We start from the raw sequence: 25,637 nt of genomic DNA on the forward strand, positions 1-25,637 counted from the left end.
ATGGTGATATAAAGGAAGGTGAACCATATATGATGGAAGAAACATGGGTTGTTGCAGTAAGATCTATTATTGCCTTCCTGACCCTGATCATCTACACAAGGGTGCTGGGCAAACAGCAAATGGGTAACTTGACGTACTTTGACTACATTAACGGCATCACAATCGGTTCCATTGCCGGAACGTTTGCAACGGATCTCTCCTCCAAAGCATGGATTCATTTTGTGGCCTTGACCATTTTCACAATCATTACGATCATCTTTCAGTATATTACACTGAAAAATCGTACCATCTCCAAATTAATGGACTCTGATCCCACATTGATCATCCAGAACGGTAAAATTCTCGAACAGAACCTGAGTAAAATGCGAGTCAAATTTGACGAATTAACGATGATGCTGCGGCAAAAGGATGTATTTGATATCACAACGCTGGATTATGCCATCCTGGAACCGGACGGTAGCCTCTCCGTTGTTTTGAAACCTGAGAATCAACCCGTAACCGCGAAAGACATGCATATGCACCCGCCCAAGAGCAAGCTGATGACCGAAATTATCATTGATGGCCTGCTGATTAAGCAAAATCTGGAGGAAAGAAACAAAGATATCAACTGGCTCAGTGAGCAACTGAAAAAGCAAAAGATTACGATACAGGATATTGCTTTTGCCGCCATATTGCCCAATGACAAATTGTATGTGGATCTGTTCAAGGATAAAATCACTGAAAAAATCGATATGGGCGATTATGAGGGGCCTTTCTAAACTCTTTACATCAAGGAGGCGGTTGAATGAAAACGCGTTTCTGGCTGCTATATGTGCTTCCGATCTTCCTCATTCTTGTGTTTGTTGCAATTATGGCCAGCGGAGCATTTCTCAAAAAGCCCTTTGGCACCGATGATCGCTTACTAGAATCCATACAAACCTTAGAGCAACAAGTTGAGGGTAAAAATTGGACTGAAGCCAAGTCTCAAGTTAATTACGCCATGAAGGCCTGGGATAAAATCGTCAACCGCATTCAATTCAGTGTGGAACGTGAAACCATATATGATATTCTGGGCACCCTTGCACGGATCAAGGGCGGTGTTGCGGCAGAGGATGATAAGGCGATTATGGAAGAAATTTATTACTTTTATGTACTATGGGAAAATCTTGGAGATTAAATATAAAGCATTTAATATTCAGATGCAGATGTAAGTCCAAATACAAAAGGCACTTTCCTTTCATGAAGAAAGGAAGTGCCTTCTTTGCTTATATATAACTTTATATCCGTTACGCTCTTCGTAATCCCCGAGACCGTGACGATCGCGTAGTGCCTTCTTTGCGGAAAAAGAGACTGAGTGCTCCCTTGGCACACCATAATGCAAACAGTGCAAACAGCGTTCCCCAGAATAGCGCCGGAAGGAATGTCTGCTGAGCGAGATTCGCCGCATCCCCTGCCCGTGAAGGTTGAGTCCAGGACATCAGTCCAACGTATACGGCACTAACGACCGACTCTTCCAGCGTAAGAAACGCCAGTAACAGATAATAGAACTTCACGATCTTGGCACCAAAAATCATAATGACAACGTTAAGTACGATGAACCCGGTCAACCATAACATGCCAAACTCTCCTCTTACATATAAAAGGAGCGAGACCAGAGCAACAGCCGTCATGATGCCAAGTCCCCACATGTGCAAGCCTTTGCGGTATAAGTAAAACAACAGCCAAGCGAACAATGATGCACTGATATATCCCGCGAGAGAAACCAATATGGATCTGCCTGGCGTCAGCATGGATGAATACGTTACACCGCTATGATCAGCGTATAATTCAATTCGCAGCACTTTACCGGACAATATCAGCGTCATTAATGCATGGCCGAATTCGTGAATCATCGTATCCAGGTTGCGGAACAAGGACGAGAATGGGATGAATCGTGTAAGAAAGACGGAGCCTAGCAGAAAAAGTATCGTTTTGACCCACTTATTCAATCGTGTCATACCTCCTTCATTTTCAAGTGAACAAACCTATCTTTTATAGAGGTTGTTCAAAAAAACGATCTTTTGGAACACGTACTTATACTACGCTTTTTTCACTCGATTCGTTTCGGCTTTCAAACTGTGAGGCACAGTGTTCCATCCACCAGCAGAAGCTCCGATTGTGTCCAATGAAAAAAGAAGACAGATCATAGCGGCCCTTTTCGGACTCTAGCGTAACGAGCAGTCGATTCCGCATGCGATGGAGTGCGTAGTTCACGAATTGATCTGCAACTTCACTTTGTACCAGTGTAACATAAGCATATAGGGAATGATCGACAGGTTCATCGAGTGGACTCACCCCTGCACATGAAAATTCCGTCATTACCCCCGCCTTCTGAAGTATGGACAATGCGTTCACGAGCTCGGCATCGACTTCAACACCGTTCCAAATCTCCGTTTTCTTCGCGGATACGGTCTGTTTGTCACGTTCCGTCCAGTGCATCAGCTCCAGCTTGCGCCTTCTCCACAGATGGGCAGGCTGTTCACTTAACAGCACTTCATGTTCTTCATTTAAATTCATTTAATGCGCCCTCCTGTTCTCCTTGATCCGGTCACCTTATCAACAAAGAGAGAGCACATCCCTGTGCTCTCTGCTTCGCAAAAAGGCAAAGGAATGGCAATCCATTCCTCAGCATGTTGTATTATTGTACCTTTTTCAGTGAAAGGCATCAAATTGATCTTTAATTATTCGTTCAGTGCCAGTTTCAGAGCCTCCAGATTCTGCCTCATCACACTGATGTAGTCCATTCCCGCCGTGATCTCTTCCTCGGTGAGTCCTTCGATCGGGTTCAATACAGCCGTTTTGGCCCCCACTTCACTTGCAATCGTCTCAGACACTTTGGATGAAACCAGTGTTTCGAAGAAAATCGTCTTTACCTGGTGCTCTTTTGCAAAATCAATGACCGATGCCATCTGCGCTGCCGAAGGTTCTTGCTCCGGAGACAATCCTGCGATGGGCACCTGCTGCAATCCGTATTCCTGGGCAAGGTAGCCAAATGCAGCGTGTTGTGTGATGAAATCCTTGCGTTTGCTATCCGCCACAGCCGCCTTGAAATCCTGATCCAGTGACTCCAGTTGGGCAACATAGGCATCTGCATTCTGCTTGAACTGTTCAGCATGTTCAGGGGCGGCCTGCGCCAGTCCTGCTTCAATATTGCGTACTTCTTTGATAGCCAGTGCAGGTGACAGCCATACGTGGGGATCCAGTCCACCATGATCATGCCCATGTCCTTCTTCCGCCTCGGCGTCATGATCATGATTGTGTTCTTCCGTAGTCGCTTCATCTGCATGATTGTGGTCATGATCATGTTCTTCTGTAGTGGCCTCATTCGCATGGTCATGATCGTGATCGTCTTCTGTTGCCTCTGAATCTTCATGATGGTGATCATGATCCCCGCCTTCAAGCAAGTTGATGCCTTTGCTTGCTTCCACCTGAATGAGCGAAGCATTGCTCAGACTTCCAGTGACCTGATCCATCCAGGACTCCATACCCGCACCGTTGTATACAAGCACATCCGCTTTTTCAATGCTGGCAATATCCTGTGGTGTTGGCTCCCAATCATGAGGCTCCATCCCTGCTGGAACGAGCGTATGCACCTCTGCCAGATCACCAGCCACATTTTTGGTAAACTCGTACATCGGGTAGAAGCTGACCTGTACATTCAATTTTGCAGCTTCACTCTCTGTGGAGACTGCATTATTGGTACCTGTAGAGCTTGCATTCGTATCTGAAGCGGATTTTTGTCCGCATCCTGCAACAATAAGTGTAAGACTGAACAATAAGCCGAGCGTAGCTTTTTTACTGAATTTCATGTGATGTTTTCCTCCTTGAATGGTTGACCAGAATGACGTGCTGTGATTTTGTTTCTGTGCGGTGACGCTTGCGATTGTATCGTGCAATCAGCTTTTGCGCTGATATTCCAGTCAATAGGAAGACCAACAGGATAAGAGCAATCGTTCCTCCCGGTGGTGTATTTAGATGATAAGATGTGGTCAGACCGCTAAAAATACCGATTAATCCCGTGATTACTGCCACAATGATCGCTACTGTAAAACTGCGGGACACTCTCAGCGCCAAGGCAGCGGGCAGTACAATAAGAGCGGAAACCAGCAACACACCGACAATCGGCATGGCTGAAGCTACAGTCATTCCTGTCAGAATGGCAAATGCAAACGATAAACCTTTCACCTGAACGCCTCCAATGGAAGCTGTCTCTTCATCAAAGGTAAAGCTATACAATGGTCTTCGCAGCAGAATGAAAAAAAGTAAACCAATCCCACATACGCCTGCCATCATCCACAACTGCATATCACTAACCGCGACAATTGATCCAAATAAGTATGAGCTGAAGGTCTTGGACAGATTGGTTTGGAGACTCATTAATACCACAGCCAGGGCCAGCCCTGAAGTCATGATGATCGCCACAGGTACCTCACTGTAGGTTCGGTAACTTCGCCGCAGTTGTTCAACCAATAATGCACCGATAATTGCGATGGCGAATCCGCCGATCACCGGGTTAAGATTCATGACCGAACCGAGCGCCACCCCTGCGAGTGAGACATGGGATAACGTGTCTGCCATAAGAACCTGCCGCCTGAGCATTAGATAGACACCCAAAATTGGAGCGATAACGCCAATCAGCCCCCCTGCCCAGAAGGCACGTTGCATGAATTCGTACTCAAACACTGCCATTCCTCACTTTCTTGCCGCTCCAGGGTAATGGTTCGGTCCAATCGATCTCCCATTTCTTCCAGCCCGTGAGTAACCATAATAATGGTGATCCCATGTTCATCAGCGTAGTGGCGCATCAGATTGTAGAATCCTTCACGACTGTGGCGGTCCATTCCCGTTGTAGGCTCATCCAGTACCAGAATCTGCGGTTGCCCTGCCATAGCTCTGGCTATACAGATCCGCTGCTTCTGTCCACCGGACAGCTCACCAACCCGTGTATTCCGATATTCCCACATGCCCACTTCACGGAGACTGCGTTCAACGATGGCATCCTGTTCTGCTGTGAATTTGCGGAATAGTCCCAGCCTGGAATAACACCCTGACCGGACCAGTTCAATCACCGTACTGGGAAATCCACTATTAAACGATGCCACCTGCTGGGGCACATAACCGATATTGGAGTTGTTCCCACGTTTCAACTGGGGATTCATATGTATCGTGCCGCTCCAGGGCTTGAGCAGCCCCAGCAACAGCTTTAACAGGGTCGTTTTGGCAGAACCATTGGGACCTGTGATGCCAATGAACTCTCCCACATGGATATCCAGCGACAGTTGATCAATGACCGGCTCTTTGCCATATCCAAAAACAACATCACGCATGGAAGATAGTAGCATGCCACTCCCTCTTTTCGTAAATATTACGATTTAAAAATAACAAAAAAATTATCTGGTTTCCCGATGGATCGTCATCTTTTTCAAACGTGGCGAGTACTTCTTCATCTCAAGTCTCTCCGGATGGTTACGCTTGTTTTTGGTTGTTGTGTAGTTGCGATCTCCGCACTCGGTGCAGGCTAGGGTTACAATGACTCTCATGGTTGTTGCCTCCTCTTGTTTAATCGTAATTATTACTATTTATTGATAGTAGCTGATGGTTTTCTTTTTGTCAACTCCACGACGGAAAAGGATCTTTCAGTTCACGCCAGTTCAACTGCATCTCCTTCTCCGTAAGAAGGGTCTCATCCAATGTACGTTCAATCTCCGCCCGATTCATGTCAATTCCGATGAATACTAATTTCGTTACCCGGTCACCCCACTCATCATCCCAGTCTGGTATGTTTGGCAATCCATCACCAAAGTGAAGTTGCCTTTCCTCCTCACTCATCGCACCTACCCATATTCCTGCTGGCGCAAGCTGCTTCGATGTACCTGCATGACTGAACGAGATCGCCATATGGTTCCTTGTCGCCAACCACATCAGACCTTTGGATCGCACGATGCTATCCGGATATTTCGCAATCCAGCGCAGTAAGCGTTCTGGGTGGAATGGACGTTTACGATGATAGACAAACGAATGTATTCCATATTCTTCTGTCTCCGGTGTGTGTTCTTCTTTCATTAATTCGCGAATCCAACCCGCGGACTGGCTTGCTTTTTCAAAATCAAAACGTCCTGTATTCAATATTTCTCTCGAATCAATCTGCCCGTGTGTCGTGCGAATGAGCTTGGCTTCCGGTTGCATGGCATGTAGTGCCTTCTCAAGCTTAGTCAGTTCTTCCTCCGACACCAGATCACATTTATTCAGAATCAGCACATCACAGAATTCCACCTGATCCGTCAGCAGATGAACAATACCTCGAACATCGTCCTCCCCTGCTTCCTGTCCCCGATCTTTCAACGTTTCTTTGGAATAGAAATCACGCCAGAACTGGGCAGCATCGACTACCGTAACCATCGTGTCGAGGCGGGTGAATTTCGTCAAATCTATGCCGAGTTCCTCATCAATATAGGTAAACGTCTGCGCAACAGGCACCGGCTCACCAATACCCGTGGATTCAATCAATATGTAGTCAAAAGAACCATCGAGCGCCAGCCGCTCAACTTCTTTCAGCAGATCCTCCCGCAACGTGCAGCAGATGCAACCATTAGACATCTCAACCAGCTTCTCATCAATGCGCGATAATCCTCCACCATCGCGTATTAAACCTGCATCGATGTTAACCTCACTGAGATCATTCACGATGACAGCAACCCGCATTCCCTCGCGGTTATGAAGCACATGATTGAGCAGTGTTGTTTTGCCTGCACCCAAATATCCACTAAGTACGGTTACTGGAACCCGATGTTGAACCTGTTGATCTGACATTTCTGCTTCCTCCACTCTGTTTAAATTGTACTGAACCATCTTCTCTCCGACTTAATTAGGGGCCAAAAATGGAATCACCCCCTTTAATCGTAATTATTACTATTAAGGTTGATCAATCGAACTATACCTCAGTTTTCTTTAGATTGTCAACTCTACTATGATGAAGATTCCTCATTAATCGTAAAAATGCTGATTAGAACATAGGATTGATGTATGTTGCTTCACGTACAAGCATATAGTTTAGCAAAGTCGTAGTTGTGGAGGTCTGTTTCATGAAAATGGCAGCCAATCTGAAGCTCCTGTCCTTCTTGATCCCTTGTGCATTTCTTGTTCCCGTGTTGATCACGATGGCTCCAGATCTGAAGGAAGCATGGAACAGTGAAGCTTTGCAAAATATGAAAACCGTATTCATAGGTATCTTCCTTGAAGCCGCACCTTTTCTGCTCATGGGTGTGCTATTGTCCTCGCTCATGCAGTGGTTTGTATCGGAAGAAATGGTCCGCAGACTCACGCCCAAGAATCCGATCGGCGGTGTGCTGGTCGCAGGGCTGCTCGGTATTATTTTTCCTATCTGTGAATGTGGCATGATCCCGGTCGTGAGAAGATTGATGCATAAAGGCATGCCAGCCTATATCGCAGTTACGTTCATTTTGAGTGGTCCCGTCGTTAATCCCATTGTATTTACCGCTACCTTGCTCGCCTTTCCCTCCCATCCTGAGATTACCATCGCCCGCATGGGACTCGCCTTTGCCGTAGCAGCTTCCATAGGCATGCTTGTCTATGTGTTCGTTCGTCGAAATCCTCTTCGGTTGCCAAAAGTCGCGGTAACAGAGGTTAAGACACATCCTGGATTCAAAATGGCTCAACCACATGCTCATGCACACGCAAATGCTCATGATCACAACCATGTGAAAAACTGGCGCAGCTTCTTCATTCATGCCGGAGATGAATTCGTCGATATGAGCAAATATCTGGTGATCGGTGCCCTTATTACAGCCTGCATCCAGACATTCATTAGTCGAAGCGATCTGATCTCACTTGGCAATGGTCCTGTCGCTTCCTATGTGTTTATGATGGCCTTTGCTTACGTGCTGTCTCTCTGCTCCACTTCGGATGCGTTTGTGGCTTCTGCGTTCTCTCATACGTTTGCACTGGGGCCGCTGGTATCCTTCCTCGTGCTGGGTCCAATGCTGGATTTCAAAAGCACCCTGATGCTACTCTCGACCTTCCGTACCCGGTTTGTTATCGGTCTAAGTCTAGCCATTATCTTACTCGTCTTCACTGGCTCATGGTTGATTAATCTGCTGGTATAAATGTTTAGCAACATGCTTCATGACATAAATGGTTAATCCCGTGAACTATCATTCTGATGATGAATAGAAATGAGGTGATGATATGAACCACACGGTCTATACGATGACTAAATCTCCTGTTCCACGATCACGCATCATACAATGGCATAACCTGATTCGTGCGGTCTGGATCGGCGGGCTGGCAGTGTATATTATTCACTTGAATTCAAGTGATTCACTTCATTATTATTTGGCCCCCACGATGCAAAAGTTGTTGCTATGCTGTCCAGTTCCCTTAATGTTTATCGCTGTTATCATGGCCTGGCATGGTCTATTTGGCAGAAACGAGGTTCATTGCGATTGCGAGCATCCACCGCCTTCCGGGTTTCTACGCAGCACGCTGGTATATGGTCTGATCGCTATCCCCTTGTTGCTGGGATTTCTGTTACCTGATCGGGCTCTCGGCAGCTCCATGGCCAGTCAGAAAGGCATGTCTCTCACCTATGCCCCTCCCGAGATTCGTCGGAAAGAACCGTTACCTGATCCGGCAGCGCAATTGAATGTACAAGATTTCACCCAATCATCAACGGCTGTCCAGTCTGCATCGTCTACCAAGGTACAATTCATTCCGCCGGATGAATATAGCCGTGAATTTGCTGAACTGGCGGAGAGGTTGTATGCCGAACAGGTCATCCGCGTCTATCCCGAGATTTTCTCTGAAACACTCGGCACGATCGACATGTTCCAGCGACAATTTGCAGGCAAAGATATCTCGTTAACCGGGTTTGTTTATCGGGACAACAGTATGGATCATGAATCACATTTTGCACTGGGACGATTTCTCGTCATGTGCTGTCCCGCTGATGCAGCTCCCTTCGGCGTAATGATTCACATCCCAGAGGCAGATAGCTTCCCTACAGATAGCTGGGTGCAAATTGATGGTAGCATCGGCTCTGCTCAGGTGAACGGTAAAGATACCATTGAGATACGAGCCACAAAGGTGACGCCTGTATCCGAGCCGTCCACGCCTTACATTTATACGAGTGCCGATTCCGTGATGGCGTATGATAAGCTTAGTGTCCCTTAAGAAGATACGTAGGGTTATAAGAAACCTAAAATGATGAATACAAAAAAACACACTATACATTTCATAGTGTGTTTTTAAGTCTTTATTGGTTGAAGCTTCCTAGCCACTCACTCCAAACTTGCTTGTTGGATGGCTTACCGGAATCATTTATTTTCATATAATCCAGCAACTGGTCCAGGTTATTCGAATGATTAAGTCGGTATTCTTGTATGAATTGCACCATAGCTTTGTATACAATAAGATCAAGCGGTGAATAAGTAGGCGTTTCATTGGAGCTTCCATCTCCATTACCATTCCCACCACCACTAACAGGTTCTTCTGGAGGTGTCTGAGTTACGGAATCCGCATTTGTGAAGGTACCTGTGTCTCCAATATATGTAGGGTAACTAATGGCGATTTCTCCTGATAAACTGTTTCCGACCCGACCAATATTTGGTTTTTCGAGAGTTGTTATTACACCTTGATTATTAACAATTCCTTTAAGAGCGGGAATGGTTAGTCTTGTTGGGAATGCTTCAGGGAAGGCTAAAGGTTCATAACGAGTGTAAGGATGCTGATGTAATCCAAAACGAGGCTGTACGGTTTGATATGTAGGCTTGATCCCTAACTCCTTTACCGCTTCGCGATAAGCAACAAGCGCGTTGGGAAACTTCTTTTTTAATAGCGGGCTGTCACTCGGAATTGTATAAGGTTCATTAAAACTTATATTTATTGTTCCATGATAATCTATCTGTACTCCTCTAAGAAAAATATCTTTTCCAAACGCATTTTTTATGAATCCTAAGTCTCGATAAAATCCTGTATCAGCCATTCTTGCATCAGCAATTGAATTCATAATAACCGAATTAATTGTAGCAACTGTATCTATTTTATTGTTTGAAGCATTAATCAGTGCTCCCGCACCAAAGTATTCATTCCATTTTTTCACCAAATAAATCTGCGCATCTGAGGACCACTGTAGACTGAACTTTCTATTGGTACCCCATAAATCGTCGTACCCCTGGATGGAGGACGTAATTTCTGTTTTTGTAGATACATCTGCATCTTGCCATGCCTGTTGTCCAAATTGATGAAATTGCTCCATAATAACGGGGTCAATACTTGTTGCATTTCCCGCTGCTGCTAGGAGTGCTGTTCCTCCCCACTGCATAATTGCTCCCGCCTCCAGTTCACCAGAAGCAAAGTCTGGATTGGCTGCCTCGGCTCTCAATTGAACTGTCGCAACCAAAAATAAAATGAGAACGTTCAACACAACAAATGTTCTTTTAGATAATTTTTTCTTAGATTCGGTAAACAACTTGAATTCCTCCTAAAGTATGTACTTGCTAAAAATCTAACTTCCCCGTCTTAATGAATAAATTATAGCTTTCTTTAGATACCTCGGACCTCAGAAAGACTAATCTGACCCTTTTATTAACCTAATTCCTACCCTCCTTAAAAGGAAAAATATAACTTTAATATTATCTCAGATATTGAAGTAGGAGTAAATATAGTCACACAAAATATAATGTAATTCCTCATAAATCGTATATTAAAAAGCCCCAAAACTATGGATAACATAGCTTCGGGGCTTTCATGTTCGGTCAGGAGTGAGATTTCATCTCATCTACTCTGATGATTTATTATTCGGTTACGATATCATGGACCAATACAGGTGCATCGGCATGATCCGCAATCGTAATGTTTTCTTTGATCTTCGCGATGACGTCTGCTACGTCTTCACGGTTGGCATGAATCGTTACGAGGGACTCACCAGCTTTAACTGGGTCCCCAACTTTTTTGTTCAGCATCAGACCAACCGCGAGATCGATCTCAGACTCTTTTGTTGCACGGCCTGCGCCCAGCAGCATTGCTGCCGTTCCGATTTCGTCAGCGACGATTCCGGCAACATAGCCGTCTTTGTCTGCTGGGACTTCAACCAGGTATTGTGCTTGTGGCAAACGATCTGGATGATCCACAACCGAAGCGTCTCCGCCTTGATTAGCCAGGAAATCTTTGAATTTCTCCAGTGCTTTACCGTTCTGGATCACTTCTTTCAATTTCTCCTCAGCATGCTCCAAGGAATCTGCCTTGCCAGCAAGGAATACCATCTGACGTCCAAGTGCCAGACACAGTTCTTCGAGATCTTTCGGACCTTTCCCTTGCAGGGTAAGGATGGCTTCTTTCACTTCAAGCGCGTTACCAATCGCCAGACCCAGTGGTTGGGACATATCGGAGATTACCGCCATCGTTTTACGTCCAACGTTGTTACCGATACTTACCATGGCATGTGCCAATTCTTTAGCATCTCCCGTTGTTTTCATGAATGCACCGGCACCCGTTTTAACATCCAATACGATTGCATCTGCACCTGCTGCAATTTTCTTGCTCATGATGGAGCTGGCGATCAGTGGAATGGAGTTAACCGTAGCTGTTACGTCGCGCAGGGCATACAGCTTTTTGTCTGCTGGCGTGAGGTTACCACTTTGTCCGATAACCGCAACCTTGTGTTCGTTGACGAGACGAATGAACTCTTCTTTTTCAAGCTCAACGTGGAATCCAGCGACGGACTCCAGCTTATCTGTTGTACCACCTGTGTGACCAAGTCCACGTCCGGACATTTTGGCAACAGGAACATCCAGCGCAGCAACGAGCGGAGCGAGTACCAGTGTCGTTGTATCACCCACTCCTCCTGTGGAGTGCTTGTCTACTTTGATACCTTCAATAGCAGACAGGTCAATCGTTTCACCGGAATTCACCATCGACATCGTTAGGTCCGCGCGTTCCTTGTCGGTCATATCTTTAAAGAATACCGCCATAGCCCATGCGCTGACTTGATAATCCGGGATCTCTCCTTGTGTGTATCCTTGAACAACAAAGTCAATCTCAGCAGTTGTCAGTTCTTTACCGTCGCGTTTCTTGGCAATAATGTCTACCATTCTCATGATGATCTCTCCTTGTGTGTGAAATTGATTGTATAGAACACTTTGTAGTTAGACCGTTACGGCCCCGGATCGTTCTTACGATCGCTGTTGTCTCCAAGTTTTTTGATCCATTTTACAATGGGAAAACTCGGTGACAAAGGCGAACGCTAACGCTTCTTCAGAATCGATTCCGGGTCCTTCACTCCGTGCTTCAAACAAAAGTTTCGATTAAAATCAAATGATTATGAATGCAACAATTACAGTGTGATTGCTGTGTCCAGAGCCACTACCATCATGTCGTTGAACGTTTTTTGGCGCTCTTCGGCAGATGTTTCTTCGCCTGTCAGCAGGTGGTCACTTACCGTCAGGATGGTCAGTGCGTTAACACCGAACTTGGCAGCGATGGTGTAGAGTGCTGTTGTTTCCATCTCTACGCCGAGTACGCCATGTTTCATCAACTTCTCGGTTACGGAACGGTCGTCGCGGTAGAAGGAATCGGAGCTGAACACGTTACCGACGTGTATCTTCATGCCTTTAGCAGTTGCACGGTCATATGCTTCTTTCAGCAAGGAAAACGTAGCGATTGGCGAGAAATCGTATCCACCGAATACGTGTTTGTTCATGCTGGAATCTGTACATGCTGCTTGTGCAAGGATAACGTCACGTACACGTACATGCTCTTGCATACCGCCGCAAGTACCTACACGGATCAGGTTTTTCACGCCATATTCACTGATTAACTCGTTAGCATAGATTGCAAAGGACGGAATACCCATACCTGAGCCTTGCACCGAAATCCGGTGTCCTTGATATGTACCTGTGTAACCGAGCATTCCACGAACCTCGTTGTAACATACAACGTCTTCAAGGTACGTATCTGCAATATACTTCGCGCGCAAAGGGTCTCCTGGCAATAGGATCGTTTCTGCGATATCTCCGGGTTTTGCTCCAATATGTGTACTCATGAATGAATCTCCTCCAGTTAAATATGGTCTATTATGATGGCAGGAACCGGAGCAGCACAGCTGCTCCGACATCCCCTATCCAGTTTTCAGCAAAAACCTATTTCAGATCCTTTAGGAAGCTTGTGCCGTATTCTGGCATTTTCACTCCAAAGTTCTCGGCTACGGTTGCGCCAAGGTCAGCAAATGTGCTTCGCAGATCAAGCTTTTTGCCCTCGCTAAAGCGCGGAGAGTAGGCAAGCAACGGTACATATTCACGTGTATGGTCTGTACCACGGTATGTTGGATCGTTACCATGGTCGGCTGTAATCAGCAGCAGATCATCGTTGGTCATTTTGGCAAAAATCTCTGGCAGCCTTGCGTCGTAGTCTTCAAGCGCCTGAGCATAGCCTTGCGGATCACGACGGTGACCGTACAGCGCATCAAAGTCAACCAGGTTCAGGAAGCTGAGTCCAGTGAACTCTTCATCCATCGTTTCAGACAACTTGTCCATGCCGTCCATGTTGGAGACGGTACGAACAGCTTTGGTCACACCTTCACCATCGTAGATATCCGCGATTTTACCCAAAGCAATCACATCAAATCCACCATCCTGCAGTTCATTCATCACCGTACGACCAAAAGGTTTAAGTGCATAGTCATGACGATTCGCAGTACGTTTCCAGTCACCGTTCTCACCTACGAATGGTCGTGCAATAATGCGGCCGAGCATGTAGGGATCTTCAAGGGTAATTTCACGGCAGAACTCACAGATCTCATACAGTTCTTTCAGCGGAACAACATCTTCATGTGCTGCAATTTGCAGAACGGAATCCGCGGATGTGTACACGATGAGCGCGCCAGTTTCGACATGCTCTGCACCCAGCTCATCCAGAATCTCAGTTCCGCTGGCCGGTTTGTTACCGATCACTTTGCGGCCCGTTTTCTCTTCAATGCGCTGAATCAACTCATCGGGAAAACCATTCTCGAATACACGGAAAGGTGTATCGATGTATAGACCCATCAGCTCCCAGTGACCTGTCATCGTGTCTTTGCCTCTGGATGCTTCCTGCATCTTGGTGTAATACGCTTTAGGTGCATCCGCTACAGGTACACCCTCGATTTCTTTGATGTTGGACAGTCCGAGACTGGCCATGTGAGGCATGTTCAGACCTCCGCGTTCACGTGCAATGTGACCAAAGGTATCTACATCAAAATCATCGAATTCTGCTGCATCCGGCGCTTCGCCGATCCCTACAGAATCCATAACGATCAGATGTACTCTTTTAAATGTTGACATAACCTAAGCACTCCTTCCAATAATCCGGTTTACAAGAACAGTCCGGCGATGATCGCTGACAATACACTGACAAGCGATGCACCGTAAAGCAGTTTCAGACCGAAGCGGGCGACCACATTACCTTGTTTCTCATGAAGTCCCTTCACCGCACCGGCAATGATACCGATGGAGGAGAAGTTTGCGAACGATACAAGGAAGACGGATACGATCCCTGTTGTTCTGGCAGACAATACGGTCTCCTTCGCCAGCGCAAGCATGGCAACGAATTCGTTGGATACCATTTTGGTTGCCATAATACTTCCCGCCTGAATCGCTTCCTTCCAAGGAACACCCATAATAAAGGCAAGTGGTGCAAACACATAACCAAGCAGTTCCTGGAACGAAATGCCAAGCACCGCACTGAAAATTCCGTTAACCAACGCAATCAAGGCGACAAAACCAATTAACATCGCAGCTACAATGATGGCGACTTTGAATCCATCCAGGATGTACTCGCCCAGCATTTCGAAGAAGGATTGTTTCTCCTCTTCCTGCACTTCCAATATATCTTCTTCCTCGGTTACCTCATAAGGATTCACAATGGAAGCTATGATAAAACCGCCAAACAGGTTCAGCACGAGTGCCGTAACCACATATTTCGGATCAATCATGGACATATAGGCACCGACAATCGACATCGATACCGTGGACATCGCCGAAGCACACAAGGTGTACAGCCGATGTTTTGGCAACAACCCAATTTGTTTTTTCACAGAAATGAACACTTCAGATTGCCCCAATACAGCCGAAGCAACCGCGTTATATGATTCCAGTTTGCCCATTCCGTTGATTTTGCTTAATACCAGACCAATATATTTTATAACAAAAGGTAAGATTCGGATATACTGCAATATCCCAATGAGAGCTGAGATAACAACAATCGGCATCAGGACGTTCAGGAAGAACGGAACACCGCCAGTTGCATCTTCAACCTTCATTAAATCACCAAATACAAACGCGATTCCTTCATTTGCATAGTCAAGCAAACTTTTAAACACAGTCGCGAAACCGCCAATCAGCCAGGTCCCGACCCCTGTATTCAGCAAGGCATACGCCAGGATCACTTGTAAAACAACCATAACGACCAGCGGCCGGTAGCGAATCTTCTTCTTACCGTTGCTTGCGATATAAGCCAGTCCAAAAACAACAAGCAAGCCGATAATGGCAATTAAAAATTTCATTTGATCTCTCCTTTGAAGGTAGTTAAGCCGGATGTGGAATGCAGCTCAAAGGTCTTTAAACAACATGAATCATGCAGCTTTCAGAAAACTTATGAAGCGCTTACAATAAGATCCGTTAATTAGAAAAATATGTGTAAATGATATTCCCCGTACCTGAGACGAACGCCCAAGCACAGAGAATATAATATTACTTTTATTTATCAACCTTTTTCTTGCCTTGATAAGATGCTTTTGCTTAATAAGAAGATGTAGACTGGCCACCCTGCATGATCTTCACGCCAGAGCTTGCACCGATCCGTGTCGCACCCGATTCGATCATTTTCTGCATATCTTCCAGGCTACGTACGCCACCGGAAGCTTTAACCCCAACATCAGGACCCACAGTACGACGCATCAAAGCGATATCTTCTGGCGTTGCTCCACCTGTGGAGAAACCTGTAGAAGTTTTAACAAAATCAGCTCCAGCTCGTACAGCTGCCTGACAAGCACGTACTTTCTCTTCATCTGTCAACAGACAAGTTTCAATAATGACTTTCACCAAAGCTTTACCCGCGGCCGCTTCTACCACAGCACGAATATCTTGTTCAACGTAATCATCTTTGCCATCTTTCAGTGCACTGATATTGATGACCATATCGACTTCAGTTGCACCTTTAGCAATCGCATCCTTGGTTTCGAAAGCTTTTGTCTCCGATGTGGATGCGCCCAGAGGGAATCCGATAACAGTACAGATATCTACGCCAGTACCCTGCAACTGCTCAGCAGCATAAGCAACCCAACCCGGGTTAACACATACGGAAGCAAACTGGTATTGCTTCGCTTCTTCGGTTAACTTGGCCATTTCACTTTGCGTTGCGTCCGCACGAAGCAACGTATGGTCGATCATTTTAGCTAATTGTGGTGTAGTCAATTGAATCTCTCCCTTATCTGAACTAGTTATTTTCTATACCCTTACACTATCATGAACATATGTAAAAATCAACTTGAACTTTTGTTCACAATTTAAATTACAGTGCTTGCTTCGTTATATTTTCTGCCTTACAAAGCAAAACATCCGCCCTTTTTGCGTGGCAGATGTTGTCATCCATATCCATTTGAAATTAGAATCGCAGTAAAGCCTGTGCTGTATACTGATCCGTAACCAAAATATTCGCATAATGGCCTTTAAGCGCAGCGTGAATGGCTTCAATTTTGCGTTGGCCCCCGGCGACCAGGATTGATTTTTCCTTATTTCTCAACTCGGCCAGATCAATTCCAACGGTTCTGCTGTTAATCTCTTCACTGATCAACTGACCTTCCGCATCAAAAAAGCGTGAACAAATGTCACCTGCACCGGAGTTCATCAGTAATTGTTGCTCTTCTTCATTAAAGTAGCCGAGCCGGAACAATAACGCATCTTCTTTCACAGTGCCCACGGTGAACAAAGCAATATTGGCCTGTCTGCCAAGCTCTACGATTCTGCCGATATGCCGATCGGCTTCCACCATGTTTTTCACTTCAATGTTGTCGAAAATAACCGGCAGGGGCAAATATCTCGGTACCGTATGGAATGCCTCAGCGAACAAATGAACAATCTCAGCGGCATACGTATTAACATGGGAGTGGCTTACGCCCCCCTTCAATTGCACGACTTCGACACCTTTCACCTGCTTGGGACGAAGCTGGCGTGCTACGGCATGCATGGTTGTCCCCCAAGTCACCCCGATAATATCTGCATCCTGAACCGTCTCTTGGAGGTAGTCTGCTGCTCGTTTGCTGATATGCTTCTGTATCTCTTCATCACTCTTCAGCGGTGCAAAACACACAAGTGCCGTATCGAGATCATATTTCGCCTTGAGTTCTGCGGCAATGATATCGATATCCTCCAGCGGGTCCATAATTTCAATCCGGACGTATCCACGATCTTTGGCGTACTGAAGTAACCTTGATACTGTTGGTCGCGACACACCCAATCTTGCGGCAATATCCTGCTGGCTGTAATCGGACTGATAATACAATTTCGCTGCTTCAATGCTTAATCGTTGCTTCTCCAGGTCCATTCCCATGTGCGCTCATCTCACTCATCCCTATTATCGTTGGAAAATAAATGCTCGTCCTGTATATTATACATGGATTGAGTATCTGGTCACTATATAGCATTCAATTCAGTTTCATGATCAATCCCTTTAATTTTCATCCGACGTATAAAACGGGGAAAACGATACATACTACTGCGGTCGCTTCATCATTTCCAAGATCGGTTCACCCCACTAATCGCACAGAGAGGAAGAACAACATGTCTACCTTATTGTATATTACTGCCCATCCTCATGATCATGAAACCTCCTTCAGCATGGCTACGGGTAAAGCATTTATTGATGCGTATCGTGAAAGTAACCCTTCAGATGAGGTTGTTCACCTTGATCTGTATCGCTCGGATATTCCGCATATCGATGCGGATGTCTTCAGTGGCTGGGGCAAACTGCAATCGGGCAGTGACCTAACTTCCGAAGAGCAGGCCAAAGTAAGCCGTTTGAATGAACTGTCGGATCAATTTGCCTCAGCAGATAAATATGTTTTTGTAACCCCGATGTGGAACTTCTCATTCCCTCCCATCCTGAAGGCTTATGTGGACTCCATCTGTGTAGCTGGCAAAACATTCCGTTACACCGAACAAGGTCCTGTCGGACTGTTGTCTGACAAAAAAGCACTGCATATTCAGGCCCGCGGCGGCATTTATTCTGAAGGCCCAGCGGCACAGATGGAATCAGGTCACCGTTATCTGAGCATTATCATGTCTTTCCTCGGTGTGCCGAAGCTTGATGGCATTTTTGTAGAGGGGCATAACCAATACAAAGAACGAGCGGATGAGATCAAACAACAAGCTATTGAGCAGGCCCGCACTTTCGCAAAACAGTTTTAAGAGAAGTCACTTCATCCCATCTTCTCGTACTGAAAACCGATTTTTGAACACTCACTTAAAGTGTATTAAACAAAATTAAAACAAAACCCGCGTGTTTCCTAGGGATATTCCCAGGATACTCGCGGGTTTTCAATGTATAATCAACCTAGAGCTTATTGATGTCCAGCGCTGGCACGGCTCATGGTTTCAAGTTTACGTGTGATGGCATGACGGTCTACTTTCAATCCCCAGATCATCTCAATAATCTGCTCTTTCTCCTCAGGATTGTCAGCATGTTTCAGTTGCATTAACAGATCATGCATCTGTTCATTAATACCTTCAAATTGGCTCCATAAATCCTGTCTTACCTCTGTTGAATCCAAATGATGATTCGCATCGACTTCTTCCTTCAACGCTTGCAGAATGGCATCTTTCCATTCCTCATCGCCTAGCTGTTTCGCAATATTCAGGAGATCCAGATAATCGTCAACAAGAAGTGAGTTCAATTCAGCATGTGTTTTCATCGTTTATTGCATCCCCTTTTCGTCTATTTACCAAGTATTATACTCGGTATTTCAGGATATGCAATAGCTGTCGGAAAAAGTTGCTTTATGTAGCCTGTCCCTTCAACCTGTGAACAAGCAAATTACACAAGACAAAACCGATCAAAACATACACACCGATCATACTCACGATGCCGGTCCATCCCAGATGGCTGTATAATAGTCCGCCCCCTGTTCCACTTATGCTGGAACCAAGGTAGTAGAAAAACAAATACAACGCATTAGCCTGGGATTTGTGCTGTTTGGCCACGAGTCCAACCCAGCTGCTTGCGATTGAATGACCACCAAAGAAACCAAAGGCAAACAGAGCGAGTCCAATGATCTTGACCCAAAGCGCTGGATGAACGGTACAGACTGCACCCGCCAGAATAATGCCCAGCGCGATGCCAAGCACATGTGATCTGCCATACCGGTCTGCCAGCCTGCCCATCCATGTACTGCTGACAGTGCCCATCAAATACACCACAAAAATACTTCCAACAATGGACTGACTGAGAAGATAAGGTTCACCCGTTAGTTCAAAACCAATATAGTTGAACAGGGTCACGAAGCCCCCCATCAGGAGAAATCCGAGTCCATACAGGCACAGCAGCCTTGGATTGCGACACTGTGACCACAAAAGAGGTATCGGATTTTTGAATTCGGGTGATGCTTTGACAAAATGACGAGATGGCGGGATGACAAGCCAAAAAATAACAGCGGCACACAGTCCAAGAATACCAATGAAGCCCAAAGCAGAGCGCCAACTGAACCAATCTGTCACCACACCACTGATAAATCGACCTGCCATGCCTCCAATCGAATTCCCGCTGATATATAGGCCCATCGCATAACCAAGACTTTTAGGTTCTATTTCTTCTGACAGATAAGTCATGGCTATCGCTGGCAACCCTGCGAGTGCAACCCCCTGCAGAATACGAAGCAGAAGAAGCTCCGGATACCCCACGCTGAACGCACTCAGCAATGCAATTACAGAAGATATGACCAGTGCTGCTGTCATGATAAAGCGTCGGCCCACAGAATCAGACAAAGACCCGATGAACAGCATCGTCAGTGCCATGGCGATTGTTGTTACCGATAACGTAAGACTGGCGTGTGCCGGCGTAATGGAGAATGCCTCGCTAATCTCAGGCATCAGGGGTTGGAGGCTATAGAGCAAAGCAAAAGTGACAAAACCTCCGGCGAACAGTGCAAGGCTAATGTTACGAAACGTCTTAGTTCCCTGCTGAATCATGGATGTTCCAACTTTCTCAGTAAGAAAGCTTCTTGGATCGACTGTGGTCTGATCGCCGGTCAGTGAAGCCTTCCATTTATCGTTATTTAGTGAACAGTTTCCGCTCCATATGGGTCAGAAACTCATAACCATCTGGCGTTACGACAATGGTATCCTCGATCTGGAATCCACCAGCACCTAATTCGTAATATGGTACTTCAACACATAGCACCATACCGGGCTCCAGTATGCGCTGGTCACCCGGGGAGAGAGTTATATCGTCGTACAGTTCCAACCCGATGGCATGGCCGACATGCTGACGTCGGTAATGCGGAATCCCCTCACGCTGTACGCGGGACACTGCCGCATGGAATACGTCTGACGCCTTGACGCCAGGGCGTACGGTATCAAGCGCCGTCTCCCAGCCACTTTTGACGGCATCAAAATGTTTTTTCATCCAAGCAGTAGGCTCGCCTGCAACAACCGTACGGCCCGTATCTCCCCAGTATCCTTCCAGCTGGAGGCAGAGGTCGAAACGAACCTGATCACCCACCTCAATCGTATGAAAATAATTTTCAATGAGTGGCAACGCACTGCGTGGCCCTGCCCCTACCGCTGTCATTGCGGGAGTTCCACCTGCTCTCATCACAGCCAGACGGTAATGATCAGCAAGTTGCTTCTCATGAACACCTGCGGCAATCCGGTCAATGAGTTCCTGTTCAATTCGTTCATTTAATTGCGCAGCCTGACGCAGTTGCTCGATTTCAAAAGGTGTCTTGACCAGACGGATATGTCGGAACAGCTTATATGCGTGAACTACCGGTCTGTCAGGAACCTCTTCCTTGATTCTCATCAGAATATCGGGAGCGATCCGCATCTCATCGATTCCAATCGGCTGATCTTCGATCTCAAGTTTTTTTAATGCTGCCTTGAGCGCTTCCACAGGGCTTGGATGAATAACTGTCGTGTGCAGGAGAGAATAGAACAGATTAATGTCGTCAGTGGAAGGTTTTCCTTCAATTGAACCATCCACGAAAAAATCACTGTAGGCAAATATGTCCACCCCAGTGATACCGAATTGGGCCACAACGCCCAACCGATTCGTTGGAATGATGATACACGGCTTAGCGGATCTATCAGCTGGCAAAACCGCGTAAATCTGCATCGTCCAATTGCTTGCACGCAGTTGGGACCCGATGACATACTGAATGTTCTCGGGAGTGGTTGCGATCAGGGCACTTAGCCCCTGAGCGTTCATCACTTCTTCCGCCCGATCCCGATTCAAACCTGAGCTATGGGGTAGATCCTGTGGATTATTCATTTTGATCCAGACCTCCTTTTGTTTTCCTGCGACCCAACCAACTCTCAAGTCCGGGTACAGAACGCAAAACCAGCTTAATTGTCATAAACAGAGCCAGCGCAAAAGCGATCAGAACAACAGACACAACAGCAATTGTTGGGTCCTGCCATTTCTCCATATACAGGAATAGCTGTATTGGCAACGTGTAGCTATCCTGACGGAGTAGCAACAGTGCAGCCTCGACCTGATCGAAAGTGAAGACAAAAGCAATGGACCCTGACAGAAGCAGGGATAGTCGGAGCTGTGGCAGCGTAATTGTGAAAAAAATACGCATCGGTCCTGCGCCAAGGTCCGCGGCAGCTTCCCGGTGAGCAGGGTGCAGATTGGCTAACGCACTCCCCACTAGAGTGAGCACGAATGGAAGCACAATGACTGCTTCACCCAAAATAAGCGCAAACAGTCCGCCGGCAATATGCATTTTTGAGAATAAAATCAAATATGCGATACCCAGTGTAATTTTTGGCATAACCATCGGAGATACAAAAAATGCCCTTAATATACCTGACCCCGGGAAAGGATACTGCACGATCGCTAGCGCTGTAAGTGTACCTGTAATCAAAGCCAGCAGAACCGCTCCTGTGGAAGCAATAAGGCTGTTCTTGAACGCATCAAGAAACTGGGTCTGCTCACTCAGATTGGCATACCATTTCAAGGTGAGACCTTCCGGCGGAAATTTGCTGGCTGAACCAGAGCCTACAGATGTCAACATAATCATCAGCAGCGGCAGCAGCAAATAAATGGCTACGGCACCCGCAAAGATATAAAGCAATAGCTTGGTGCCCCTGTTTGATTTAACCATATGCCTGACCTCCCTTACGGGAACGACGGAACATCAATACTTCTGCTCCTTTATTCACAAGCAACGAGACAACGATGGAAGACACAAGCAAGAACAGACTGGCAACCGCAGCCATCGGCCAGTTGGTGTCCAGGGTACGCTGGTATATAAATACCGGGAGTGTCATGACTCTTCCCCCGCCGATTAGCTGAGGTGTGGTGAATGCGGTGAGACATAACGTGAACACAATCTGTACCCCGCTTGCGATGCCTCTTGCCGATAAAGGCAGAGTAATGGTCAGGAATGTTCGGCAGCTGCCCGCCCCCAAATCCTGAGCAGCTGCCTTTAAGGAAGCATCACTTTGGGACAATACATTCAGGATTGGAAAGACCATAAATGGCAGGAAAATATGGACAAGTGCAACAACAACACCAGTCTCGTTATAGATCATGCTGAATCCTTCCTCGGTAAGCCCCAGCCGGATGAACAACCAGTTCATGAAGCCCTGTTTGGACAGTAAAAGCTGCCATCCGTAAGAACGTACAACCGCGCTGACCAGTAGCGGAAGAAACGTGAGCAGCAGCAACAACTGCTTCATGCCAGGCTTCTTAAGACCCGCTATGCAATAAGCCAGTGGATATGCAAGCAACAGACTCCATAACGTAACCTTAAAGGCAATGCGAAATGTTGTGCCAATCAGTTTCCAATAGTAAGGATCCGATAGAAAAGCATGATAGGTCCCCCAATCCCAGCCGCGAATAAGCTTTCCATTCTCATAGATATCGAAGCTATATCTGCCAAAGATCAGCAACCCGCCAAGATACACGATGCCCATCAGAGCAAGTGCAGGCAACAAAAGCAGCAACCGGGTTACCCATGTGCGATTACCAAAGGAATACAAATTCACGATCCGTTCTGCGATCCGGTTCATATTTCTGCACCCTGAACATGGTCATGCATGGGATCAGATAACAAGAGCGCATCCTCTGGATCAAAGCCAACTTGTATGGGTTCGCCTGGACTATAACGTGGGGCTCCGCGTTGATGCAACACACTAGCCTGAATCAGAAAACCCTCAGCAACCTGCACGCTGTATCGAATATTTGCTCCGCCGTACACCGCTTCAATCACTTGTCCATCCAACTTGTTCATGCAATGAGTTGCCTCTTCTCCGAGTCGAATGTACTCGTTGCGAATCGACAAGGAATGTTGTGCTCCCGCTTTCGGTGCGACTTTGCCATCACTGGCTTTCACCAGTAATGGCTTGCCGAAGCATTCCACCCGAATTCCATTCACATCCTGCCCTAACACTTCCGTCTCCAAAAGGTTGGTATCTCCAATGAACTTGGCTACGAAACTATCGGTCGGCCTTTCATAGATCTCATCAGGGGTTGCATATTGCAGCAGCTTTCCGGCCCGCATGACGCCAATTCGGTCAGACATGTTCATGGCTTCGCTCTGATCATGAGTTACAAAGATAAACGTTCCTCCGAATTCGCGCTGGATGCGTTTCAATTCACGCTGCATATCGAGACGCAGCTGCATGTCCAATGCAGAGAGAGGTTCGTCAAGCAGCAGCACTTCGGGTCTGTTAATCAGTGCGCGAGCAATCGCGACGCGTTGGGCCTGACCCCCGGACAGCTCGGATACAGCACGCCTGCCATAGTCTCCGAGCTGGACCAGATCAAGCATTTCACCTACCTGCCGTTGGATATCGGCTTTGGGTAGTTTCTTCACCTTTAGCCCATAAGCAATATTGTTGAATACGTCCATATGAGGGAACAGCGCAAGCTGCTGAAAAATCATGTTGCTATTGCGTCCATAGGCTGGAATGCCGGTCACATCCCGCCCTCCCAGCATAATGGTGCCCTGATCCGGTTGCTCAAGTCCACCAAGCATGCGTAGCAGTGTTGTTTTGCCACAGCCACTCGGACCAAGCAAGGAAACGAATTCTCCCTTTTTCACTTGAAGTGTTACTTGATCAACGGCGGCGCGTTCCCCATAGGTCTTCGTGACTTTCCTTGTTTCAATGGATATGGTCTCTTGTCGGCTGCTCATCTCTGAGTCCCTCCCATCCATGCCGGGTTCATAACCGAATCCGGCATTGTTGTGTTCCTGGCAACAATCCGTTTATTGAAGTTTTGTTTTCACGAGTCGATCCCATAGTTCCTTCCAGGAAGAGCTGTTCTGTGCAAGCACATCCCAGTCTGGATTAATACCGTTGCTTTGCGTTTCCACGGAGAAGGAAGGATCATCCTTGTACTTGTCCGGAACTGCAGCTGTCGTACTGGTTACTGGCGTACCCGTTGCTTCCGCATATTGCGACAGCGCCTCTGCGCTCAACAATTCGTTGATAATTTCATTTGCAACACGTGCCTGCTCAGGTGTTGAACCCTTCACGACCTGAAGTGTGTACGGGAAGGAGATCGCACCTTCACTCGGATACGCTACGGCAAGTGGAGAACCGCCATCAATCCATGTCTGTGCAACTTGTGCACTGAATGGGGCAATGAGCGCATCACCTGACTCCAGCAGTGCCTTCAGCTGATCATTGGATGAAACCAATGTGCCAATCTGGTTACTGCGATCTGCCCAGAACTGGAAGGCTGGCTCGGGATTTTCATAGGATGCACCAATCTCTTGACCTTTGGTAGCAATAAGTGGGGAGATATAGGAATAGAACATGTAGTCCCAGAGCGCAGTTTTTCCTTTGAACTCCTCGTTATTCCACAGATCGTTCCAGCTGGTAGGCGGCGTTTTCACAAGGTCTTTGTTATACACCAGGGCGAAGCTCGAAACACCCCAGACCACGCCTTTATTGTCTGGCTTGTGGAAGGACTCCGGGATGTCCTTGATATTGGTCACGATACTTGTATCCAGTGGCTCCCACATGTCGTCATTTAAGCCTTTAGCCGTTGCATCTGCATTAAAGTAACCAAAGTTAACCACCGGATTGTTGGCATCAGCCTGCTTGCCAGCAACCATCTTGGGGTACATTACCGAATTGGAGGATTCCTCAAAGGTGACTTCAACGTTGGGATGTTCTTTCACATACTCGGCAACCACTTCTTTTGGAACGACATCTTGATTGGAACCAGCCCAGATAAACATGGTCAGCTTAACTTTGTCTCCGCTTGCTCCTGATGCCTCAGTCTCTCCGTCAGTATTACTTGAACCGCCTGTTCCACCGCAGGCGGAAAGCACCAATGTACCGGCCAGTGTCAGAGAGGCTAGGCTGAGAAAGCGTTTTTTGTTTGATTTGAACATGCTA

Annotated in this window: 26 protein-coding genes; 5 read left to right on the forward strand and 21 right to left on the reverse strand. The window is 46.6% G+C overall.

All coding sequences use genetic code 11. The features are described from left to right. The first annotated feature begins 29 nt into the window (after positions 1-29). Both ACTHPG_RS11280 and ACTHPG_RS11285 read left to right on the forward strand, forming a co-directional pair. On the forward strand, positions 30-758 hold the full coding sequence (locus tag ACTHPG_RS11280; protein ID WP_083684362.1) for a DUF421 domain-containing protein: 729 nt from the start codon (positions 30-32) through the stop codon (positions 756-758). A gap of 26 nt (positions 759-784) precedes the next feature. After that, a complete protein-coding gene (locus tag ACTHPG_RS11285) occupies positions 785-1,156 on the forward strand; it encodes a DUF4363 family protein (protein ID WP_440389404.1) in 372 nt (123 codons plus the stop codon). Between the two features lie 109 nt (positions 1,157-1,265). On the opposite strand, the gene ACTHPG_RS11290 is transcribed toward ACTHPG_RS11285, so the two are convergent. From ACTHPG_RS11290 to ACTHPG_RS11320, 7 genes are all read right to left on the reverse strand, one after another. Beyond that, positions 1,266-1,967, reverse strand: a complete 702-nt coding sequence (locus ACTHPG_RS11290) for a M50 family metallopeptidase (protein WP_440389406.1) — start codon at positions 1,965-1,967, stop codon at positions 1,266-1,268. A gap of 85 nt (positions 1,968-2,052) precedes the next feature. Then, the gene (locus tag ACTHPG_RS11295; protein WP_440389408.1) at positions 2,053-2,535 is read right to left on the reverse strand and encodes a hypothetical protein; all 483 of its coding nucleotides are present in this window, start codon (positions 2,533-2,535) and stop codon (positions 2,053-2,055) included. A gap of 164 nt (positions 2,536-2,699) precedes the next feature. Continuing rightward, positions 2,700-3,827: a metal ABC transporter solute-binding protein, Zn/Mn family gene (locus ACTHPG_RS11300; protein WP_440389410.1), complete on the reverse strand. Its 1,128-nt coding sequence runs from the start codon at positions 3,825-3,827 to the stop codon at positions 2,700-2,702. Further along, positions 3,814-4,707, reverse strand: a complete 894-nt coding sequence (locus ACTHPG_RS11305; protein WP_440389411.1) for a metal ABC transporter permease — start codon at positions 4,705-4,707, stop codon at positions 3,814-3,816. Before ACTHPG_RS11305 ends, ACTHPG_RS11300 begins: the two co-directional genes overlap by 14 nt. Continuing rightward, entirely contained in the window at positions 4,653-5,360 is a 708-nt protein-coding gene (locus tag ACTHPG_RS11310; protein ID WP_440389412.1) for a metal ABC transporter ATP-binding protein, read from the reverse strand. Before ACTHPG_RS11310 ends, ACTHPG_RS11305 begins: the two co-directional genes overlap by 55 nt. Before the next feature lie 48 nt (positions 5,361-5,408). Further along, complete coding sequence (rpmG, locus tag ACTHPG_RS11315; protein WP_036613813.1) at positions 5,409-5,558, reverse strand: 50S ribosomal protein L33; 150 nt, start codon at positions 5,556-5,558, stop codon at positions 5,409-5,411. A 70-nt stretch (positions 5,559-5,628) separates the two neighbouring features. Beyond that, the gene (locus ACTHPG_RS11320) at positions 5,629-6,828 is read right to left on the reverse strand and encodes a GTP-binding protein (protein ID WP_440389414.1); all 1,200 of its coding nucleotides are present in this window, start codon (positions 6,826-6,828) and stop codon (positions 5,629-5,631) included. Positions 6,829-7,100: 272 nt separating this feature from the next. On the opposite strand from ACTHPG_RS11320, the gene ACTHPG_RS11325 reads away from it, so the two are divergent. Together ACTHPG_RS11325 and ACTHPG_RS11330 are read left to right on the forward strand one after the other, a co-directional pair. After that, positions 7,101-8,141, forward strand: a complete 1,041-nt coding sequence (locus ACTHPG_RS11325; protein ID WP_440389415.1) for a permease — start codon at positions 7,101-7,103, stop codon at positions 8,139-8,141. 82 nt (positions 8,142-8,223) lie between these two features. Further along, a complete protein-coding gene (locus tag ACTHPG_RS11330; RefSeq protein ID WP_440389416.1) occupies positions 8,224-9,207 on the forward strand; it encodes a TIGR03943 family putative permease subunit in 984 nt (327 codons plus the stop codon). Between the two features lie 82 nt (positions 9,208-9,289). Here the strand turns inward: ACTHPG_RS11330 and ACTHPG_RS11335 are convergent, their stop codons facing one another. The 7 genes from ACTHPG_RS11335 to ACTHPG_RS11365 all read right to left on the reverse strand — a co-directional run bounded on the left by ACTHPG_RS11335 (position 9,290) and on the right by ACTHPG_RS11365 (position 17,610). Then, the gene (locus tag ACTHPG_RS11335) at positions 9,290-10,504 is read right to left on the reverse strand and encodes a hypothetical protein (protein WP_440389417.1); all 1,215 of its coding nucleotides are present in this window, start codon (positions 10,502-10,504) and stop codon (positions 9,290-9,292) included. A 325-nt stretch (positions 10,505-10,829) separates the two neighbouring features. Beyond that, a complete protein-coding gene (locus ACTHPG_RS11340) occupies positions 10,830-12,131 on the reverse strand; it encodes a pyrimidine-nucleoside phosphorylase (protein WP_440389418.1) in 1,302 nt (433 codons plus the stop codon). Positions 12,132-12,367: 236 nt separating this feature from the next. Further along, entirely contained in the window at positions 12,368-13,075 is a 708-nt protein-coding gene (gene deoD, locus ACTHPG_RS11345; RefSeq protein WP_017688193.1) for a purine-nucleoside phosphorylase, read from the reverse strand. A 97-nt stretch (positions 13,076-13,172) separates the two neighbouring features. Beyond that, complete coding sequence (gene deoB, locus ACTHPG_RS11350; protein WP_440389419.1) at positions 13,173-14,351, reverse strand: phosphopentomutase; 1,179 nt, start codon at positions 14,349-14,351, stop codon at positions 13,173-13,175. 29 nt (positions 14,352-14,380) lie between these two features. Then, positions 14,381-15,571, reverse strand: coding sequence for a NupC/NupG family nucleoside CNT transporter (locus tag ACTHPG_RS11355; protein WP_440389420.1), 1,191 nt, complete (start codon positions 15,569-15,571; stop codon positions 14,381-14,383). A gap of 235 nt (positions 15,572-15,806) precedes the next feature. After that, entirely contained in the window at positions 15,807-16,457 is a 651-nt protein-coding gene (gene deoC / locus ACTHPG_RS11360; protein WP_440390227.1) for a deoxyribose-phosphate aldolase, read from the reverse strand. Positions 16,458-16,671: 214 nt separating this feature from the next. Next, positions 16,672-17,610 (reverse strand): sugar-binding transcriptional regulator, encoded by a 939-nt coding sequence (locus ACTHPG_RS11365; RefSeq protein WP_440390228.1) that lies wholly within the window; start codon positions 17,608-17,610, stop codon positions 16,672-16,674. A 236-nt stretch (positions 17,611-17,846) separates the two neighbouring features. Between ACTHPG_RS11365 and ACTHPG_RS11370 the strand changes: the two genes are divergently transcribed. After that, positions 17,847-18,473, forward strand: coding sequence for an FMN-dependent NADH-azoreductase (locus ACTHPG_RS11370; RefSeq protein WP_440389422.1), 627 nt, complete (start codon positions 17,847-17,849; stop codon positions 18,471-18,473). Between the two features lie 152 nt (positions 18,474-18,625). Here ACTHPG_RS11370 and ACTHPG_RS11375 read toward each other — a convergent pair whose 3' ends face one another. From ACTHPG_RS11375 to ACTHPG_RS11405, 7 genes are all read right to left on the reverse strand, one after another. Further along, positions 18,626-18,976, reverse strand: a complete 351-nt coding sequence (locus tag ACTHPG_RS11375) for a hypothetical protein (protein ID WP_440389424.1) — start codon at positions 18,974-18,976, stop codon at positions 18,626-18,628. 85 nt (positions 18,977-19,061) lie between these two features. Continuing rightward, positions 19,062-20,249, reverse strand: coding sequence for an MFS transporter (locus ACTHPG_RS11380; RefSeq protein ID WP_440389426.1), 1,188 nt, complete (start codon positions 20,247-20,249; stop codon positions 19,062-19,064). An 82-nt stretch (positions 20,250-20,331) separates the two neighbouring features. Beyond that, positions 20,332-21,549, reverse strand: coding sequence for a M24 family metallopeptidase (locus ACTHPG_RS11385; RefSeq protein WP_440389428.1), 1,218 nt, complete (start codon positions 21,547-21,549; stop codon positions 20,332-20,334). Continuing rightward, positions 21,542-22,387, reverse strand: coding sequence for an ABC transporter permease (locus ACTHPG_RS11390; RefSeq protein ID WP_440389429.1), 846 nt, complete (start codon positions 22,385-22,387; stop codon positions 21,542-21,544). Before ACTHPG_RS11390 ends, ACTHPG_RS11385 begins: the two co-directional genes overlap by 8 nt. Continuing rightward, on the reverse strand, positions 22,380-23,297 hold the full coding sequence (locus tag ACTHPG_RS11395; RefSeq protein WP_440389431.1) for an ABC transporter permease: 918 nt from the start codon (positions 23,295-23,297) through the stop codon (positions 22,380-22,382). Before ACTHPG_RS11395 ends, ACTHPG_RS11390 begins: the two co-directional genes overlap by 8 nt. Further along, positions 23,294-24,424, reverse strand: coding sequence for an ABC transporter ATP-binding protein (locus ACTHPG_RS11400; RefSeq protein ID WP_440389432.1), 1,131 nt, complete (start codon positions 24,422-24,424; stop codon positions 23,294-23,296). Before ACTHPG_RS11400 ends, ACTHPG_RS11395 begins: the two co-directional genes overlap by 4 nt. A 72-nt stretch (positions 24,425-24,496) precedes the next feature. Beyond that, positions 24,497-25,633 carry an ABC transporter substrate-binding protein gene (locus tag ACTHPG_RS11405; RefSeq protein WP_440389433.1) on the reverse strand — a complete coding sequence of 379 codons (1,137 nt, stop codon included), beginning with the start codon at positions 25,631-25,633 and terminating at the stop codon, positions 24,497-24,499. Between the last annotated feature and the right edge of the window lie 4 nt (positions 25,634-25,637).

The sequence above is a fragment of the Paenibacillus sp. SAF-068 genome (assembly GCF_051967555.1).
GTDB lineage: Bacteria > Bacillota > Bacilli > Paenibacillales > Paenibacillaceae > Paenibacillus.